The sequence below is a fragment of the Streptomyces sp. NPDC006393 genome, assembly GCF_040628575.1.
In the GTDB taxonomy this organism is placed as follows: Bacteria; Actinomycetota; Actinomycetes; order Streptomycetales; family Streptomycetaceae; genus Streptomyces.
Genome location: NZ_JBEXZD010000150.1, coordinates 1 through 15,878 on the forward strand (window position 1 = coordinate 1; position 15,878 = coordinate 15,878).

10 protein-coding genes and 2 pseudogenes are annotated in these 15,878 nt (G+C 70.6%); 7 read left to right on the forward strand and 5 right to left on the reverse strand.

Features of this window, described 5'->3' with window-relative positions; all coding sequences use genetic code 11:
- Positions 1-140: pseudogene (locus ABZ484_RS35725) on the reverse strand (toxin); the annotation flags it as partial.
- A 347-nt stretch (positions 141-487) separates the two neighbouring features.
- Between ABZ484_RS35725 and ABZ484_RS35730 the strand changes: the two are divergent.
- The 5 genes and pseudogenes from ABZ484_RS35730 to ABZ484_RS35750 all read left to right on the forward strand — a co-directional run bounded on the left by ABZ484_RS35730 (position 488) and on the right by ABZ484_RS35750 (position 6,163).
- The gene (locus tag ABZ484_RS35730; protein WP_358870128.1) at positions 488-1,837 is read left to right on the forward strand and encodes an extracellular solute-binding protein; all 1,350 of its coding nucleotides are present in this window, start codon (positions 488-490) and stop codon (positions 1,835-1,837) included.
- A complete protein-coding gene (locus ABZ484_RS35735) occupies positions 1,834-2,772 on the forward strand; it encodes a sugar ABC transporter permease (RefSeq protein ID WP_358870129.1) in 939 nt (312 codons plus the stop codon). The genes ABZ484_RS35730 and ABZ484_RS35735 overlap by 4 nt, the downstream gene beginning before the upstream one ends.
- Positions 2,769-3,626, forward strand: a complete 858-nt coding sequence (locus tag ABZ484_RS35740) for a carbohydrate ABC transporter permease (protein WP_358870130.1) — start codon at positions 2,769-2,771, stop codon at positions 3,624-3,626. The genes ABZ484_RS35735 and ABZ484_RS35740 overlap by 4 nt, the downstream gene beginning before the upstream one ends.
- A gap of 266 nt (positions 3,627-3,892) precedes the next feature.
- Positions 3,893-4,564 (forward strand): annotated as a pseudogene (locus ABZ484_RS35745) (arabinan endo-1,5-alpha-L-arabinosidase); the annotation flags it as partial.
- 93 nt (positions 4,565-4,657) lie between these two features.
- Positions 4,658-6,163 carry an alpha-N-arabinofuranosidase gene (locus ABZ484_RS35750; RefSeq protein ID WP_358870131.1) on the forward strand — a complete coding sequence of 502 codons (1,506 nt, stop codon included), beginning with the start codon at positions 4,658-4,660 and terminating at the stop codon, positions 6,161-6,163.
- Between the two features lie 27 nt (positions 6,164-6,190).
- On the opposite strand, the gene ABZ484_RS35755 is transcribed toward ABZ484_RS35750, so the two are convergent.
- Positions 6,191-9,160 (reverse strand): beta-galactosidase, encoded by a 2,970-nt coding sequence (locus ABZ484_RS35755; RefSeq protein WP_358870132.1) that lies wholly within the window; start codon positions 9,158-9,160, stop codon positions 6,191-6,193.
- 213 nt (positions 9,161-9,373) lie between these two features.
- Here ABZ484_RS35755 and ABZ484_RS35760 point away from each other — a divergent pair, with 213 nt between their 5' ends.
- Both ABZ484_RS35760 and ABZ484_RS35765 read left to right on the forward strand, forming a co-directional pair.
- On the forward strand, positions 9,374-10,594 hold the full coding sequence (locus ABZ484_RS35760; RefSeq protein WP_358870133.1) for an RNA-guided endonuclease TnpB family protein: 1,221 nt from the start codon (positions 9,374-9,376) through the stop codon (positions 10,592-10,594).
- On the forward strand, positions 10,584-11,309 hold the full coding sequence (locus ABZ484_RS35765; protein WP_358870134.1) for a hypothetical protein: 726 nt from the start codon (positions 10,584-10,586) through the stop codon (positions 11,307-11,309). Before ABZ484_RS35760 ends, ABZ484_RS35765 begins: the two co-directional genes overlap by 11 nt.
- A gap of 61 nt (positions 11,310-11,370) precedes the next feature.
- Here ABZ484_RS35765 and ABZ484_RS35770 read toward each other — a convergent pair whose 3' ends face one another.
- From ABZ484_RS35770 to mmsB, 3 genes are all read right to left on the reverse strand, one after another.
- Positions 11,371-13,152 (reverse strand): histidinol-phosphate transaminase, encoded by a 1,782-nt coding sequence (locus tag ABZ484_RS35770; RefSeq protein ID WP_358870135.1) that lies wholly within the window; start codon positions 13,150-13,152, stop codon positions 11,371-11,373.
- 111 nt (positions 13,153-13,263) lie between these two features.
- Positions 13,264-14,409 carry an aldose epimerase family protein gene (locus tag ABZ484_RS35775; RefSeq protein ID WP_358870136.1) on the reverse strand — a complete coding sequence of 382 codons (1,146 nt, stop codon included), beginning with the start codon at positions 14,407-14,409 and terminating at the stop codon, positions 13,264-13,266.
- A 108-nt stretch (positions 14,410-14,517) separates the two neighbouring features.
- Positions 14,518-15,762, reverse strand: coding sequence for a multiple monosaccharide ABC transporter permease (gene mmsB, locus ABZ484_RS35780; RefSeq protein WP_358870137.1), 1,245 nt, complete (start codon positions 15,760-15,762; stop codon positions 14,518-14,520).
- Between the last annotated feature and the right edge of the window lie 116 nt (positions 15,763-15,878).

The window sequence follows — 15,878 nt, forward strand, 5'->3', positions numbered from 1 at the left end:
ACGACGACCGGACGGCCCCGCCACGCGGCGACCGAGTCGACGAGCGCGGTGAACAGCGCCTCGGGGTCGGCGGGCACCGGCACCTGGATCGGGTCGATGAGAATGTCGGCGAGCCGCCGCATCTCCCTTTTCCTACGCACCGGTCACTCCTCGTCCCCTTGTCGGTCTTCGCTGGCACGGCCCCCAGCCGGACGGTCGTCCGAGCCTACGTGGACGTAAGTGTCCACGTCATGCGCCCCGATGGACGTGGTTCAACCGGGAACGATCTCAGAACGGCCGGAAACGACCGGTGCGGAGCGCCGCCGGTCCCCGAGGCGCACAGCTGCTCGAAAGTCCTGCCGGACCCATTGACGCGCAAGCGCTTCGACTTTACGGTCCCGTTCGAGCTTACGAGCAGCATTCGAGATATCGAACACCGCTGGGCGTCGAGGACACCGAACGGCGCCGCGGCACAGGGCACCCCACCCTCGAAACGTAAGGGCAGGCAATGGGACGACCTGGCCTGAATCGCAGGCAACTTCTGGCCACCGCGGGCGGCCTGGCCGTCGCGGGCAGCTTCGGCTTCGCCGCCCTCGGCACGGGCGCCGACGCACTCGCCTCCGGCGCGCGCACCCGCGTGCGCTACTGGAACCTCTTCAGCGGCGGCGACGGTTCCAACATGATCGCCATGCTGGACGCCTTCCGTGAGGCGAACCCCGGCATCGCGGTCAAGGACTCCACCCTCCAGTGGGGCAACCCCTACTACACCAAGCTCGCCATGGCCGCCGCCGGCAACCGCGCACCGGACCTCGGTGTCATGCACCTCGGCCGGGTCGCGGGCTTCTCGCCGGGGCGGCTCCTCGACCCGTGGGACATGGACCTCCTCGCCAAGTACGGCGTACGCAAGGAGGACTACAACCCCGCCCTGTGGAACCGCGGCGTCATCGACGGCACGCTCTACGCCCTGCCCCTCGACATCCACGTCCAGCTCTGCTTCTACCGCAAGGACGTGCTGAAGAAGGCGGACCTGCTCGGCGACGACGGCCGGATGATCCCGGTCACCTCCACCACCGAGTGGTTCGACGTGCTGAAGAGGGCCAGAAAGGTCCAGAAGAAGGGCCTTCAGACCATCGGCCTGTGGACCAACGACCAGAACTTCCAGTGGTGGTTCTTCGTCGCCTTCTACACCCAGCTCGGCGGCACCTGGTTCAACGACGCCAAGACCGAGGTCACCTTCGACGCCGACAAGGCCACCCAGGTCCTGGAGTTCCTCCGGCAGCACGTCACCGACGGCTATGTCATCCCCGGCGCCCCCACCGGCGAACAGTTCATCAACGGCGCCCCCTTCACGTGGGAGGGCAACTGGTCGGTGCCGGTCTTCTCCGGCGCCGAGCTCGACTACGGCGCCACCCCGCTGCCGCCCGTCTTCGGCAAGCAGGCCACCCACGCCGAGTCCCACTCCTTCGTCCTGCCCCACCAGGCCGGCCGCGGCGGCGCCACCGACGAGGCCGCGCACCGGCTCGCCGCCTACGTCGTCCGGCACGCCCTGCAGTGGGCGGCCGGCGGCCACATCCCCGCCTACACGCCGACCCTGTCCACCGAGGCGTACAAGAAGCTCACCCCGCAGAACGAGTACGTGAGCGCCATGGACCACCAGGCCACCGAGCCGAAGGTGTGGTTCGCGGGCTCCACCGGCATCCTCGCCCAGGACCTCGGCCCGATCGTCGTCTCCTCGACGATGGGCTCCGCCAGGCCGGCCGCCGCCGCACGGCGGCTGAAGGACCGGCTCACCACGCTCCTCGCCTCGAGGAACCCGATGGACGGCAAGACCGCCGCGCAGGGAGGTGCGGTCGCATGACGACCAGTGCTGAGACCGTCGTCGCGCCGGCCCGGGCGAGGACCGCCACGGCCACCGCGACCGTCCGCCGCAAGCAGGGCTTCCAGCACGGGGGCTGGTTCGTCGCCCCGTTCCTGGCCCTCTTCGCGCTGTTCGTGATCTGGCCGCTGCTGCGCGGCGTCTACCTCAGCTTCACGGACGCCAACATCTCCGGCGACGGCGCGAGCTTCATCGGCCTCGACAACTACCGCGAGGCGCTGAACGACTCGGCGATGTGGCAGGCGCTCGGCCACAGCGCCTACTTCACCCTCCTCGTCGTCCCCTGCATCACCGTCCTCGCCTTCCTGCTCGCGATGCTCGCCCACCACATCGAACGCGGCAAGTGGCTGTGGCGGCTGTGCTTCTTCGCGCCGTTCCTGCTGCCGTCGACGGTCGCGGCCAACATGTGGCAGTGGCTGTTCACCCAGGGCATCGGCCTGTTCAACCAGACCCTCGGCATCGACACCCCCTGGCTGACCGACAAGTCGTACGCCATGCTCGCCGTCGTCATCGAGACCCTGTGGTGGACGGTCGGCTTCTCCTTCCTGCTCTATCTCGCCGCCCTCCAGGGCATCCCCGCCCACCTCTACGAGGCAGCCAAGCTGGACGGGGCGAACGCATGGCACCGCATGGTGCACATCACCCTGCCGATGCTGCGCAACATCACCGGCCTGGTCGTCGCGCTCCAGATCCTCGCCTCGCTGCAACTGTTCGACCAGGCCGTGGTGATGATGGACTTCGGTCCCGGACCGGAGCTCAGCACCCGCTCCTTCGTCCAGTACACCCTCGAACAGGGTTTCACCAGCTACCGCGTGGGCTACGCCTCCGCGATCTCCATCATCTTCTTCGTGCTCATCGCAGTCGTCGCCCTGGCGCGGATGTGGCTGCTGCGCACCCGTGAGGAGGGCACCCGATGAGCAGCACCCAGATACGGCTCAAGCCCCGCAGGCCCTGGACGGCCGGCCAGATCGTGCTGACCGCGCTCGGCGCCGTCGTCTCCGCCGTCTTCGTGGCGCCCATCGCCGCGGCCCTGTTCACCTCCCTCAAGTCCGAGGCCGAGGCGGCCGAGATACCGCCGCACTGGCTGCCGAAGTCCTGGACGGGCCAGGCCTGGAAGGCCCTCTTCGACACCGGCAACATCACCGACTGGTTCGTGAACTCGCTCGTCGTGTCGGTCTGTGTGACGACGGTCGTGCTGCTGGTCAGCGCCCTGGCCGGATACGGCTTCGCCCGCACCGAGTTCCGCGGCAAGTCCGTGCTGATGGGCGTCGTCATGGCGGGCCTGATGATCTCCCCGGCGGTGCTCGGCGTGCCGCTGTTCACCACCGTGCAGCAGATGGGCATGGTCGACACCTACTGGGGCATGATCCTGCCGCAGTGCGCGCCCGCCGCGATGGTCTACATCCTCTACAAGTTCTTCCAGGGCATCCCGCGCGAACTGGAGGAGGCCGCGTTCATCGACGGCGCCGGCCGCTGGCGGGTCTTCTTCACCATCGTCCTGCCGCTGTCCCGCCCCTCCCTGGCCGCGGTCGGCATCTTCACCTTCATCGCCAGCTGGAACAACTTCCTGTGGCCCTACATGGTCACCAACAACCCCGACCTGATGACCATGCCGAACGGCATCGCGACCGTCATGAACTCCTACGGCATCCAGTGGGCCCAGCTCATGGCCGGCGGTCTCATGGCCGGCCTGCCGCTGATCGTCGTCTTCGTCTTCTTCCAGCGCCAGATCGTCGCGGGCGTCGCCCACACCGGCCTCGCCGGCCAGTGAACCAACCCTGTCCAGGAGAGTCCGCATTGAGACGCTTCACTCTTCCGGGTGTAGCTCTAGGCCGTCGAGGCGTCGGCGGCTCATCGAGGCGTAGCACCACTGCTAAAGTCACTTTGTCCGCCAATTGCGTTGGCGGACCTACCGCCGGACGGGCGGGAAGTCAGGCCGGTGGAGGCCCGTGTAAGACCACGCGTAAGGCGTGGCAGGGGCCAATGAAGCAGGAACCCGCGGATGCACCACGAAGTGGTGCAGGCCGGAATCGTCGGCTCTCGGGCAGGCGAGGACGTCAATGGCTCTACTACGCCGCCGTCTCCTCCTGGGGCGCAACCCAGGAGGCGATCGGCGTCGCCACCTCCCCCACCGGCCTGCCCGGCAGCTGGAGCGACCACGGCAAGGTGTTCACCTCCGAGACGACCGACGCCTGGAACGCCATCGACCCCGCGGTCACGCGGGCCGACGGCAAGCTGTGGATGACCTTCGGCTCCTACTGGACCGGCATCCGCATGGTGGAACTCGACCCGGACACCGGCAAGGCGGTCCCCGGCGCCGAGGTCCACCATCTGGCCACCCGCCCCGACGCCCCGTACGCGGTCGAAGGCCCGTACGTCGTCCGGCACGGCCGCTACTACTACCTCTTCGCCTCCTACGACGCCTGCTGCGCCGGCGTGAACTCCACCTACAAGATCCGCGTCGGCCGCTCCACGTCGGTGACCGGCCCCTACACCGACAGCACCGGCAAGCCCCTGCTGGAGGGCGGCGGCGACCTGCTGCTGGCCGGGCACGGCCGTTACGCGGGCACCGGAGGCGAGTCGGTCTTCCGCGACGGCGGCCAGGACTGGCTGGCGTACCACTACTACGACGCCGAGGACGACGGCGCGCCCAAGCTGGGGCTGAACCGGCTGGTGTGGTCCAAGGACGGCTGGCCCACCCTCGAGTAGCCCCACAACACCAGCGCCTCAGCCCCAAGGCCTCAGCCCGGCAGCCTCAGCCCCACGATCCCACCACCGCACCCTCTTCCTCGAAGGGAACCCATGCGCTCCGCCCGTTTCACCCTCGACCCCGCCTTCACCGTCGGCACGGTCGACCCCCGCCTCTTCGGCTCCTTCGTCGAGCACCTCGGCCGCTGTGTCTACACCGGCGTCTTCGAACCGGACCACCCCACCGCCGACGCCTCCGGCCTGCGTACCGACGTGCTGGACCTGGTCCGTGAACTCGGCGTCACCGCCGTCCGCTACCCCGGCGGCAACTTCGTCTCCGGGTACAAGTGGGAGGACTCCGTCGGCCCCGTCGATGAGCGCCCCCGCCGCCTCGACCTGGCCTGGCGCTCCACGGAGACCAACCGCTTCGGCCTGTCCGAGTACATCGCCTTCCTGAAGAAGATCGGCCCGCAGGCCGAGCCCATGATGGCCGTCAACCTCGGCACCCGCGGCGTCGCCGAGGCCCTGGAACTCCAGGAGTACGCCAACCACCCCTCCGGCACCGCGCTGTCGGACCTGCGCATCGCGCACGGCGACAAGGACCCCTTCGGCATCCGTCTGTGGTGCCTGGGCAACGAGATGGACGGCCCCTGGCAGACCGGTCACAAGACCGCCGCCGAGTACGGCCGCCTCGCCGCCGAGACCGCCCGTGCGATGCGCCAGATCGACCCGGACGTCGAACTCGTCGCCTGCGGCTCCTCCGGCCAGTCCATGGCCACCTTCGCCGAGTGGGAGGCCACCGTCCTCCAGGAGACGTACGACCTCGTCGACCACATCTCGCTGCACGCCTACTACGAGCCGCTCGACGGCGACATCGACTCCTTCCTCGCCTCCGCCGTCGACATGGAGTCCTTCATCGAGAACGTCGTCGCCACCTGCGACCACGTGGGCGCCCGGCTGAAGTCGAAGAAGAGGATCAACCTCTCCTTCGACGAGTGGAACGTCTGGTACATGTCCCGGACGGACGCCCAGGTCAGCGCGCTGGACTGGCCCGAGGCCCCCCGCCTGCTGGAGGACAACTACAGCGTCCTGGACGCCGTCGTCTTCGGCTCCCTGCTCATCGCCCTGCTCCGGCACGCCGACCGTGTGACCGTCGCCTGCCTGGCCCAACTCGTCAACGTCATCGCACCGATCATGACCGAGCCGGGCGGCCCGGCCTGGCGGCAGACCACGTTCTTCCCGTTCGCGCAGGCCTCGAAGTACGGCCGCGGCCAGGTCCTCGACGTGCGTGTGGACTCGCCGACGTACCGGACGGACAAGTACGGCGAGACGGACCTGCTGCACGCCACCGCGGTGCGCGCCGAGGACGGCACGGTGACCGTCTTCGCGGTCAACCGCTCCCGCACCGAGCCCCTGCCCCTGGAGGTCGCCCTGGCCGGCCTGGACCTGACCGGGGTCGTCGAGCACAGCGCCCTCGCGGACGCCGACCCCGACGCCCGCAACACCCTCACCGACCCCGGGCGCGTCGCCCCGCACCCGGTGGAGGGCACCGCCCTCACCGCCGGCACCCTCTCGGCGACCCTGGAACCGCTGTCCTGGAACATGATCCGCCTCGCGTGACGGACCCCGGTCCTCGGGCCTCGCGGCTCAGCGGCCGGGGGAGGGCACCGGTGTCACCGGCACTCCTCCGGCCGCGCTGCCCAGCAGCGTCAGCCGTACCTGCCCCGGACCCGACAGCGTGGTCAGCTCCGACAGCACCGCCAGGGCCAGGGTGTTGGTGCCGCGGGTGCGCAGGATGCCGCCCGGCAGGACGAAGGTGTGCTGCGGGCCGACGTCGTTGATGTACTGGCCCATGTTCCAGCCGTTCAGGAAGATCTGCGCCCGCCAGGCCCGGTTCGGGTCGTCGTCCAGGGTGAGTCCGACCGACGCGTCCACGCCCGGGTCCACCGCCAGCTCGAAGGTGGTCCGGTACCAGGTCACCCCCTGCCGCCGCACGGCCCGCGGGAAGGCGACCGGCTCCCAGTCGCCGTCCGGGAAGCCGGGCAGGTGCCAGCCCTCCCGTTCCCCGTACAGGCCGCCGTTGTTCAGCGGGCCGCGCACGGGGTCGGGCGCGGCCTCGCCCTGGACGCGCCACCGCACCCGGGGCGAGCCCCCGGTGAAGGTGACCGCGGTCAGCCCGCGTGCCGCCTTGTGCGTGTCCTGCGCCTTGCCGTCCTGGTCGTGCGCCATCCGCCGCACCAGCACCGACAGCACGTGCCGGCCGCCGGTGCGCAGCCGCCGCGGCACCGGGAGGACGGCCGTGTCCGTCCACGTGCCCCGGCGGATCGTGCCGCCGTCCGGCACCGGCATCCGGTGCGTGCCCAGCGGCTCCCCGTCCAGCCACGCCATCAGCAGCCCCTGGGTGCCGGTGCTGTGGGCGAGGGAGACCGACTCGACGCCGGTGGCGTCCGTGAAGGTGCCCCGGTACCAGACGTCCCCGTAGTGGAAGCCGTAGTCGTCGGCGAACAGCACCGGCTGCCCCGCGGGGACGGCGGTGGTGCTGTGCGAGGCGGTCCTGCCGGCGACCTGCCAGGCGGAGTCGTCGAAGCTCGGCCCGGCCTCCGGGTTCTCCGTGCGCATCCGCCAGCCGCCGAGCGCGGGCAGCTCCACCTTCGGCACACCGGCCAGCGGGGCGGCGGCACGCAGGCTGCCCGAGCCGGTGGCACTCGTGCGCACCGCCCGGCCGTTCCACGTCACACCGTCGATGCCCCGCGGCCCCCATACCTCCAGGCCGGTCGCCTCCACCGTGTCACCGGTCAGATGAACGGTGGAGCCGGACAGGGCGGCGGTGCGCAGCAGCTTCGGGCCGTACACCAGCAGGGACCCGGACGGGGTGTCGTAGGGCCACAGGCGCAGGGAGGTCGTCTCGTCGGCGAAGAGCAGCAGCAGCGGCCGGTCGACCCCGTCGCCGCCCTCCACCCGGACCCCGATCAGCCCGCCCGCGCCCAGCGGGACCGTCACCCGCAGCAGGCCCCGGTCGTGGACGTACGCGGCCTGCTGGCTCATCCGGGTGACCAGCGGCTCCTCGTCGCACTCGAGGACCACGCGCGCCATGTCGCCGCGCCGGCCGCAGAACACGGCGACGTCCTGCCGCCCGGCGGCCTGGAACAGCATCGGCTGTGCGGTGGCGTACCGCACCCTGCGCCGCCCCAGCGACAGCCCGGCCACCAGCAGCCGGGCGTCCCGGCCCGGCACGGTCACCGGAAGGTCCTCGCCGCCGGCGCGCAGCGTGGACGACACCTCCTTGTCGCCGTCGTTGCGCAGCACATAGACGTGCGCGTCCGTGTCCGGGTTCTTCAGGTGGTAGGTGGTCAGCCCGGCCGCCTTGACGTCCTGCGCCCGGTCCAGCTTGGCGAAGTCCGGGACGCGCTGGAGCATGTGCCCGATCTGGTGCATCGGCACGAGCTTGTCGGTGGGCTGTCGTCCCTCGGTGAAGGCGGCCCCGTAGTCGTACGACGTGTAGACGACCGGCGCGGGCAGCCAGCCCCAGGAGGTGCCGCCGAAGGTCATGTAGACGTTGTGCAGGGTGATGCCGTTGGCGAGGTTGGTCAGGTGGAAGCGCCGCTCGTACGCCGCGTCGCGGGTGCGCCGGGACGCCTCGTAGCCCTCGCCCTTGGACCAGTGCCCGCCCCACGGGTCGGACCAGCCGCCCCCGGACTCCGGCACGAAGCCGGGTGTGCGGGGACTGGCGGTGGCTCCGCCGGTCCTTCCTCCCCCGCCGAACCTCCCCCAGTCGGGCGGGGTCGTCGACGGAGACGGGTACCCGTCGAACCCGTACAGCCACCGCCCCTTCTCCCCGCCGGTGTCGAAGGTCCCCGGCGTCCAGTAGCCGTTCCTGGACTTGTCGTTGTGGAAGAGGGGGACGTCGATGCCGTCGGCGCGCACCTTCTTGTACAGGTGGGACATGTAGGCGCGGCCGGTGGCGTCGTGGACGTACGCGTCGTACTCGTTCTCGATCTGGTAGAGCAGGACCGTGCCGCGGCCCCGGGTGAACAGGTGCCGGGCGGCGATGGCGTCGACGTGGGTCAGCCACTCGTCGACGTGCTTCAGGTAGGCCGGGTCGGCGGTCCGCGCCCTGCCCCCGGTGGTGGCGAGCCAGCCGGGGAAGCCGCCGCCGTCGATCTCGGCGCCGATGTAGGGCCCGGGGCGCAGGACGACGTACAGCCCGGTCTCGGCGGCGGTGCGCAGGAACAGGTCCAGGTCCCGGACCCCGGTGAAGTCGTACCGGCCGGGGGCGGGGGAGTGGTAGTTCCAGGACACGTGGATGCTGACGGCGTTGTGGCCGTGGGCGCGCATCTTCTGGAGGACGTCCCGCCACAGCGAGGGGCTGGGCAGCCGGAAGGGGTGCATCTCGCCGGACCACAGCACCAGCCGCCGGCCGTCCACCAGCAGCGAGTAGTGGTCGAACCCGACGGTGTGGCGCCGCCCGTCGGCGCTCGGCGCCGGCGGCGGCGGGCCCGTGGGCACCTCGCGCGCCGCGTAGGCCGACGGCGCCGCCGGCCCGCCGCTGCCGCCCAGGGCCAGACCGAGCGCGGCAGTGCCGGCGAGGGCGCCGAATGTACGTCTGCTGAGCGCCAAAGGTGTGCCTCCCGGGCGGATCTTACGGCGTGCGCTGGCGCCATTCTCCATGGCCCCGGAGGCCACATGATGCAATCGCGGTGCACCGACGTTGACCCTGGGGGTCTGGCGGATCGGGCGGTTGCGACGCTCCACGTCTCCCGATCGTTCCAGCGGAGCTGGATTCGGCTGATTCGCTCCGGACTGTCGGTGACGGGTGCTAGCGTCCGGATCATGCAGCTTCGGTATGCCTTCCGTCTCGAACCGTCGCCTGGTCAGCGCATCGCGCTGGCCCGGGCGTTCGGGTGCGCGCGGGTGGTGTACAACGACGCGATCGCGGCGCGGGAGCGGGCCCGGGCGGCCGGTGAGCCGTTTCCCACCGCTGCCGTCCTGTCCAGGGCGCTGGTCACCGAGGCGAAGAAGACGCGCGAGCGGCACTGGCTGGGCGAGGTCTCCGCGGTGGTCCTGCAACAGGCGCTGCGGGACGCGGAGAGTGCATACCGGAACTTCTTCGCCTCCCTCAAGGGCGAGCGCAGGGGTCCGAAGCTGGGTGCTCCGCGGTTCAAGTCCCGCAAGGACGACAGGCAAGCGGTCCGGTTCACCGCGAACGCCCGCTGGAAGATCACCGAGGTCGGCCGGCTGAGCCTGCCGAAGATCGGTGAGGTGCGCATCAGGTGGTCACGGTCTTTGCCGTGTGTGCCGTCCAGTGTCACCGTGATCAAGGACGCGGCGGGCCGGTACTTCGCCTCCTTCGTCATCGACACCGAACCGGCCGCCGACGCAGCCCGCATGCCCGACTCCGACCAGGCCGTGGGCATCGACCTGGGTCTGACCCACTTCGCGGTGCTGTCCGACGGCACGAAGATCGATTCCCCGCGGTTCCTGCGCCGCGCGGAGAAGAAACTCAAGAAGGCCCAACGGGAGTTGTCCCGCAAGCAGAAGGGATCGAAGAACCGGGAAAAGGCCTGCCTGAAGGTCGCCCGAGCTCATGCCAAGGTCACCGACGCGCGCCGCGAGTTCCACCACCAGCTCTCCACCAAAGTGATCCGTGAAAACCAAACGGTCGCCGTGGAAGACCTGGCGGTCAGCGGACTGGCGCGCACCCGGCTGGCCAAAAGCGTGCACGATGCGGGCTGGTCCCAGTTCGTGAACATGCTCGCCTACAAGGCCGCCCGGTACGGGCGCACCCTCGTCAAGGTCGGCCGCTTCGAGCCCACCAGCCAGGTGTGCTCGGCTTGCGGCCACCCAGGTGGTCCTAAACCCCTCAAGGTGCGGGAGTGGACCTGCCCGGCCTGCGGCACGGTCCACGACCGGGACCACAACGCCGCGAAGAACATCAAGGCCGCCGGACTGGCGGTGACAGCCTGTGGAGCGCAGGTAAGACCGGAACATGTTCCGGCACAGCGCGGTGAAGCAGGAAGCCACGGAATCCAAACCGGGGTCCGTGCCGCGTAGCGACACGAGTACCGGACCGGAAGGCCAGAATCCTCGGGCTTCAGCCCGAGGAGCAAGTCAAAACAAGGCGACCGGCGCCGCCACCTTCGCCTGGTGCGACCTTTCCGGGTCGCTGCCCGCGGGGGCGGCGTACGAGACCGACGGCCCGGTCACGGCCATCGCCGGCCCGGAGGCACGCACCGGCGACGTGCTGTCACGGCTGCCCGCGTCCGCCCCGCGCGGCAGCGGGGCTCCCCTGCGGCTGCGGCCCGTCGACGGCAGCGCGTTCACCGGTGTGGACCTGCGGCGCAGCGAGTTCGCGGGTGGGAGGCTGTCGTTCGAGACCACGCAGAAGGACGACGTGGAGGCCGTCGGCTTCACCATCAAGGGCAAGGTCGGGCAGGTGCTCGAGATCACCGTCCCCTACCCCATGGGTGACGGCTGGACCCCGCCCGGCCGGTCGGGCAGTCTCCTGGTGACCCTCCCCCAGGGCGTCACCCTGATCGACGTACCCCCCGAGTCCCACTCGAGCGACATCCCCTACTGCTACCCGGACCCGGACAAGGAGGGCCGCGCCGTCTGCCCCGGCCCGGAGCCGCCCGGCACGGTGATGCGCGTCCGCATCGACAGGCGCGTCGAGGGAGCGCGCGGCAGCGTCACGGCCCACTCCGACCCGTCCGTCGACCCGGACCAGCGGAACAACACCGCGCCGGTGAAGGTGGAGTACGTTCCGTGAGTCCGTGAGCCCGTATGCCCGTGAGGCCGTTGGCCGGGGACGCCTGAGGCCCTTGGCCCGCCTAGCCCGCCTGGCCCATCCCGGCCGCGTCCGGCCAGCTCCGGTCGGTCGGCCGGCTCTGCGCGCCGGGCCAGCCGGTCGCGGGTGCGGGGGCCAGGCCGGGGGCGGTGGCCGGGGCCGTCATACCGCGTACCTGGGCGGCGGTCAGGCCGCCCCGGGCCGGAACACCGGGCGGGGTCGGACCGGCCGCCGCCGGGGCCGGGAACGGCGTGGCGGCGGGAAACGGCGTCGCGGCGGGCACGGGCATGGAGGTGGCCGCCGGTGCCGGAGCCGGTGCGGGGAAAGGCGTGGGGGCGGGGGCGGGCACGGGCGCGGGGACCGGTACCGGTACCGGTACCGGGATCTGGGTCGGCGTGGGCATCGGTGCGGGTGCGGGGGCCGGTGCGGGAGCTGTCGGCAGCGGAGCCGCCGGCAGCGGGGGCTGGATCGCTGCGGCCTGGGCTGCCGCCGGCATCGGCATCCCGACGCCCGGCCCCGCCGCGGGTGCGGCGGGCACGGCGGCGGGGAGCGGCATGCCGGTGCCGACGGCCGGGACGGGTCCGGCGGCGGCCTGAGCGGCGAGCCGCGCGCCGGACCCGTTGGTCTGGCTCATCAGCCGGTCCACCGCCGCCGTACCCGAGCTGTAGCCGGTCCCGGTGGCCCGCTCGGGTACGGCGGCTCCCCTCCTGGTCCCGTAGAGCACCTGTTCAAGGGCGGACACCAGGCGACGCACGTCCACCTCGGGGCGCACCACGAGCCGCAGGAAGCGGCTGGAGGAACCGATCTTGTTGCCGCACTCGCGGACCAGGATCCGGTGCTCGGTGAGCAGCCGGTCGCGGACCACGGTCCCTTCGGCGCCCACGGGAAGGCGTACGAAGAGGAAGTTGCCCTGGGACGGGTACACCGTCAGACCGGGCAGCGTGGAGAGGTGGCCGGCCATCTCCAGGCGGTCGCGGCGCACCTGCTGAAGGCTCTGCCGGTACTCGGCGCCGTGCTCCCTCAGCATGAAGACGACGTGTTCGGCGAAGGAGTTGAGGTTCCACTTGGGCAGCGCGGCGCGGACGCGGCCGGCCAGGGCAGGGTTCGCCACCAGGTAGCCGAAGCGGATGCCGTGCAGCCCGAAGTTCTTGCCGAGGCTGCGCAGGACGATCACGTTGGGGCGCAGCATGGCCTCCTGGACCACGCTGGGCTCGGCCTCGGCGTCGGCGAACTCCAGGAAGGACTCGTCGATCACCAGCAGGTCCAGGTCGGCCAGGGCGTCCATGAACTGCACCAGTGCCTGCTTGTGCAGGAAGCCGCCGTCGGGGTTGTTCGGGTTGCACACGACCGCGACCCGGGTGCCGCGCCTGCGGATGAACTCGGCGTAGCCCGCCAGGTCCAGGGCGAAGCCGCCGGCCTCCTGGAGCGGGAACATGTCGACCCGCTTGCCGGTCTCCATCGGCTGGTCGGTCCAGCGGCCGAAGGTGGGGACGGGGACGGCGAGGGACTCGCGGACCAGAAGGTGGTCGATCCAGGTGATCAGCTCGGTGGAGCCGTTGCCCATGGCGACGCACTGCGGGGGGAGCTGGAGCAGGTCGCACAGTTCCGCCGTGATCGTCTCGGCGCCGCTCGGGTAGTACGTGAGGATCTCGCGCAGCCCGGCCGCCATCTCCTGGAACATGGCGGGCGTGGGGAAGTACGGGTTGCACGGTATGCAGAAGTCGACCGGGCCGCCCTCCCCGTCGCCGCCCGCACGCGTCAGCGCCGCCATCGAGGGGCTGTGCGCCGACGGGCCGCGGAAGAGCGAGGTGACGTTGCCGGCCAAGAGAACCTCCGTCCGTGGGTGGCCCGTGCGGGGGAGCACGGGCCGCCCTTACATACGGTGGTCCGGACGGTGCCGTTCAACGCAGGAGGTACGAGGGCGACTTGACCCTGGTCAGGCGTCGAACGAGTGGACGGTCGTCGACCGGTACGTCTGGCCCGGACGCAGCACGGTCGACGGGAAGCCCGCCTGGTTCGGGGAGTCCGGGAAGTGCTGGGTCTCCAGGGCCAGGCCGTCGCCCTGACGGTAGGTGTGACCGGCGGGGCCGACCAGGGTGCCGTCGAGGAAGTTGCCGGAGTAGAACTGCACGCCGGGCTGGTCGGTGGAGATCCTCAGGGTGCGGCCGGACTCCGGGTCGCGCAGGGTGACCACGTGCACCGGGGCCGCGGTCACGCCCTTGTCGAGGACGAAGTTGTGGTCGAAGCCCTTGGCGGTGACCAGCTGCGGGTGGCCGACGCGGATGTCCCGGCCGATCGGCTTGCCCCGGGTGAAGTCGAAGGGGGTGCCCGCCACCCGGGCCAGCTCGCCGGTGGGGATCAGACCCGAGTCGGTGGGGGTGTACCGGCCGGCGGCCAGCCACAGCTCGTGGTCGTAGATGGTGCCGCTGCCCTCGCCCGCCAGGTTGTAGTAGGTGTGGTTGGTGAGGTTGACGACGGTCGCCTTGTCGGTGGTGGCCTCGTAGTCGATGCGCCAGTCGCCGTTCCGGGTGAGCGTGTACGTCACCTTCGCCCGGAGCGTGCCGGGGTAGCCCATCTCGCCGTCGGCGCTCGTGTAGTACATCCGCAGGCCGACGTCCGAGCCGGAGGTGAAGGGCTCGATGTCCCACACCTTGGTGTTGAAGCCCTGCGCGCCGCCGTGCAGGCTGTTCTCGCCGTCGTTGACGGAGAGCTGGTAGGCCTTGCCGTCCAGGGTGAAGCGGCCCTTGGCGATGCGGTTGCCGTAGCGGCCGATGGTGGCACCGAAGAAGGTGGTGCCCTTGACGTACGCCTCCAGGTTGTCGTAGCCCAGGGAGACGTTGGCGTACCGGCCGTGGCGGTCCGGGATCTCCAGCGACTGGACGATGCCGCCGTAGGAGAGGACCTTCAGCCGGGTGCCGCCGTTCGCCAGCGACCAGCGGTGGACCTTCGTGCCGTCGGCGAGTGTGCCGAACAGCTCCTTGGAAGGGGCCCTGCGGTCGTGGGCCGAAGCCGTGCCCGCGGCCGTCATCGCGATGCCCGCGGCGGCGGCTCCTGCGAGGACGGCGCGTCTGCTCGTAGTCATGAGGTGGCTCTCCAGTCGACGAAGGTGCGGTGAGGGCCCGGTCCACGGGGCGAGCGGTCAGCCCCGTGGACCGGTCGTGCGTTTCGTACGAGCGGGTGCCGTGCGGTACTAGCGCCCGCCCCTGCGCTTGTTCCAGACGTCGAAGCCGACTGCGGCGAGCAGGGCCAGGCCCTTGATCACCGACTGCCAGTCGGAGCCGACACCCAGCAGGTTCATGCCGTTGTTCAGCACGCCGAGGACGAGACCGCCGATGATCGCGCCGAGCACGGTACCGACACCGCCGCTCATGGACGCGCCGCCGATGAACGACGCGGCGATCGCCTCGAGTTCGAAGTTGAGGCCCGCCTTCGGCGAGGCGGCGTTCAGCCGGGCCGCGACCACCAGACCGGCCAGGGCCGCGAGCACGCCCATGTTCAGGAAGACGTAGAAGGTGACCTTCTTGTCCTTGACGCCGGAGAGCTTCGCCGCCGGCAGGTTGCCGCCGATGGCGTAGATGTGGCGGCCGAAGACGGAGTTGCGCATCAGATAGCCGTAGCCGACCACCAGGGCGCCGAGGATCAGCAGCACGATCGGCACACCCTTGTAGCTGGCCAGGAGCAGCGTCACCACGGCGATGGCCGCGACGATCGCGATCAGCTTCAGGATGAACAGATTGCGGGGAACCACATCGAGGGAGAACTCCCGCTGCCTGCGCCGGTCGCGCACCTCCTGCCAGGCCACGGCCACGGCGAGCAGGATGCCGAACAGCAGCGTCAGGTTGTGGTAGTTGGTGTTCGGGCCGACCTCCGGCAGGAAGCCGTTGCCCAGGTCGCCGATGCTGGACGGGAAGGGGCCGAGGGTCTGCCCCTTGAGCAGGATCTCCGTGAGTCCGCGCCACACCAGCATGCCGGCCAGCGTCACGATGAAGGACGGTATGCCGCCGTACGCGATCAGCCAGCCCTGCAAGGCACCGGCCGCACCGCCCATCACCAGGCACACGATCAGGGCGATCGGCCAGGAGACGTCGTTGTTGACCATGAGCACCGCGGCCGTCGACCCCACGAACGCCGTCAGCGACCCGACGGACAGGTCGATGTGGCCCGCGATGATCACCAGCATCATGCCGATCGCGAGGATCAGCACATAGGCGTTCTGCAGTACCAGGTTGGAGACGTTGTGCGGGGTGACCAGGGTGCCGTCGGTCCACACGGCGAACACCACGATGAGCAGCCCGAGCGCGATCAGCATGCCGTACTGGCGCATGTTGCGGCGCAGACCGTCCACGACGAGCTGCAGCAGCCCGCCCTCCGCGACCGCGGCCCCGCCCTTGCCCGGCGGCGCCGCTGCCGGGGTCTTCGTCACGTCCGTACTCATCGCGCTACCTCTTTGTCCTTCGTCATCAGGCGCATCAGAGACTCCTGCGTCGCCTCGGCGCGCGGCACCTCGCCGGTCAGGCGGCCCGCGGCCATCGTGTAGATGCGGTCGCACAT

What these genes read in the sequence shown, in the direction of transcription:
- ABZ484_RS35730 (WP_358870128.1), top strand. Translation starts at nt 488, where the DNA reads ATGGGACGACCTGGCCTGAATCGCAGGCAACTTCTGGCCACCGCGGGC.
- ABZ484_RS35735 (WP_358870129.1), top strand. Translation starts at nt 1,834, where the DNA reads ATGACGACCAGTGCTGAGACCGTCGTCGCGCCGGCCCGGGCGAGGACC.
- ABZ484_RS35740 (WP_358870130.1), top strand. Translation starts at nt 2,769, where the DNA reads ATGAGCAGCACCCAGATACGGCTCAAGCCCCGCAGGCCCTGGACGGCC.
- ABZ484_RS35750 (WP_358870131.1), top strand. Translation starts at nt 4,658, where the DNA reads ATGCGCTCCGCCCGTTTCACCCTCGACCCCGCCTTCACCGTCGGCACG.
- ABZ484_RS35760 (WP_358870133.1), top strand. Translation starts at nt 9,374, where the DNA reads ATGCAGCTTCGGTATGCCTTCCGTCTCGAACCGTCGCCTGGTCAGCGC.
- ABZ484_RS35775 (WP_358870136.1), bottom strand. Translation starts at nt 14,409, where the DNA reads ATGACTACGAGCAGACGCGCCGTCCTCGCAGGAGCCGCCGCCGCGGGC.
- mmsB (WP_358870137.1), bottom strand. Translation starts at nt 15,762, where the DNA reads ATGAGTACGGACGTGACGAAGACCCCGGCAGCGGCGCCGCCGGGCAAG.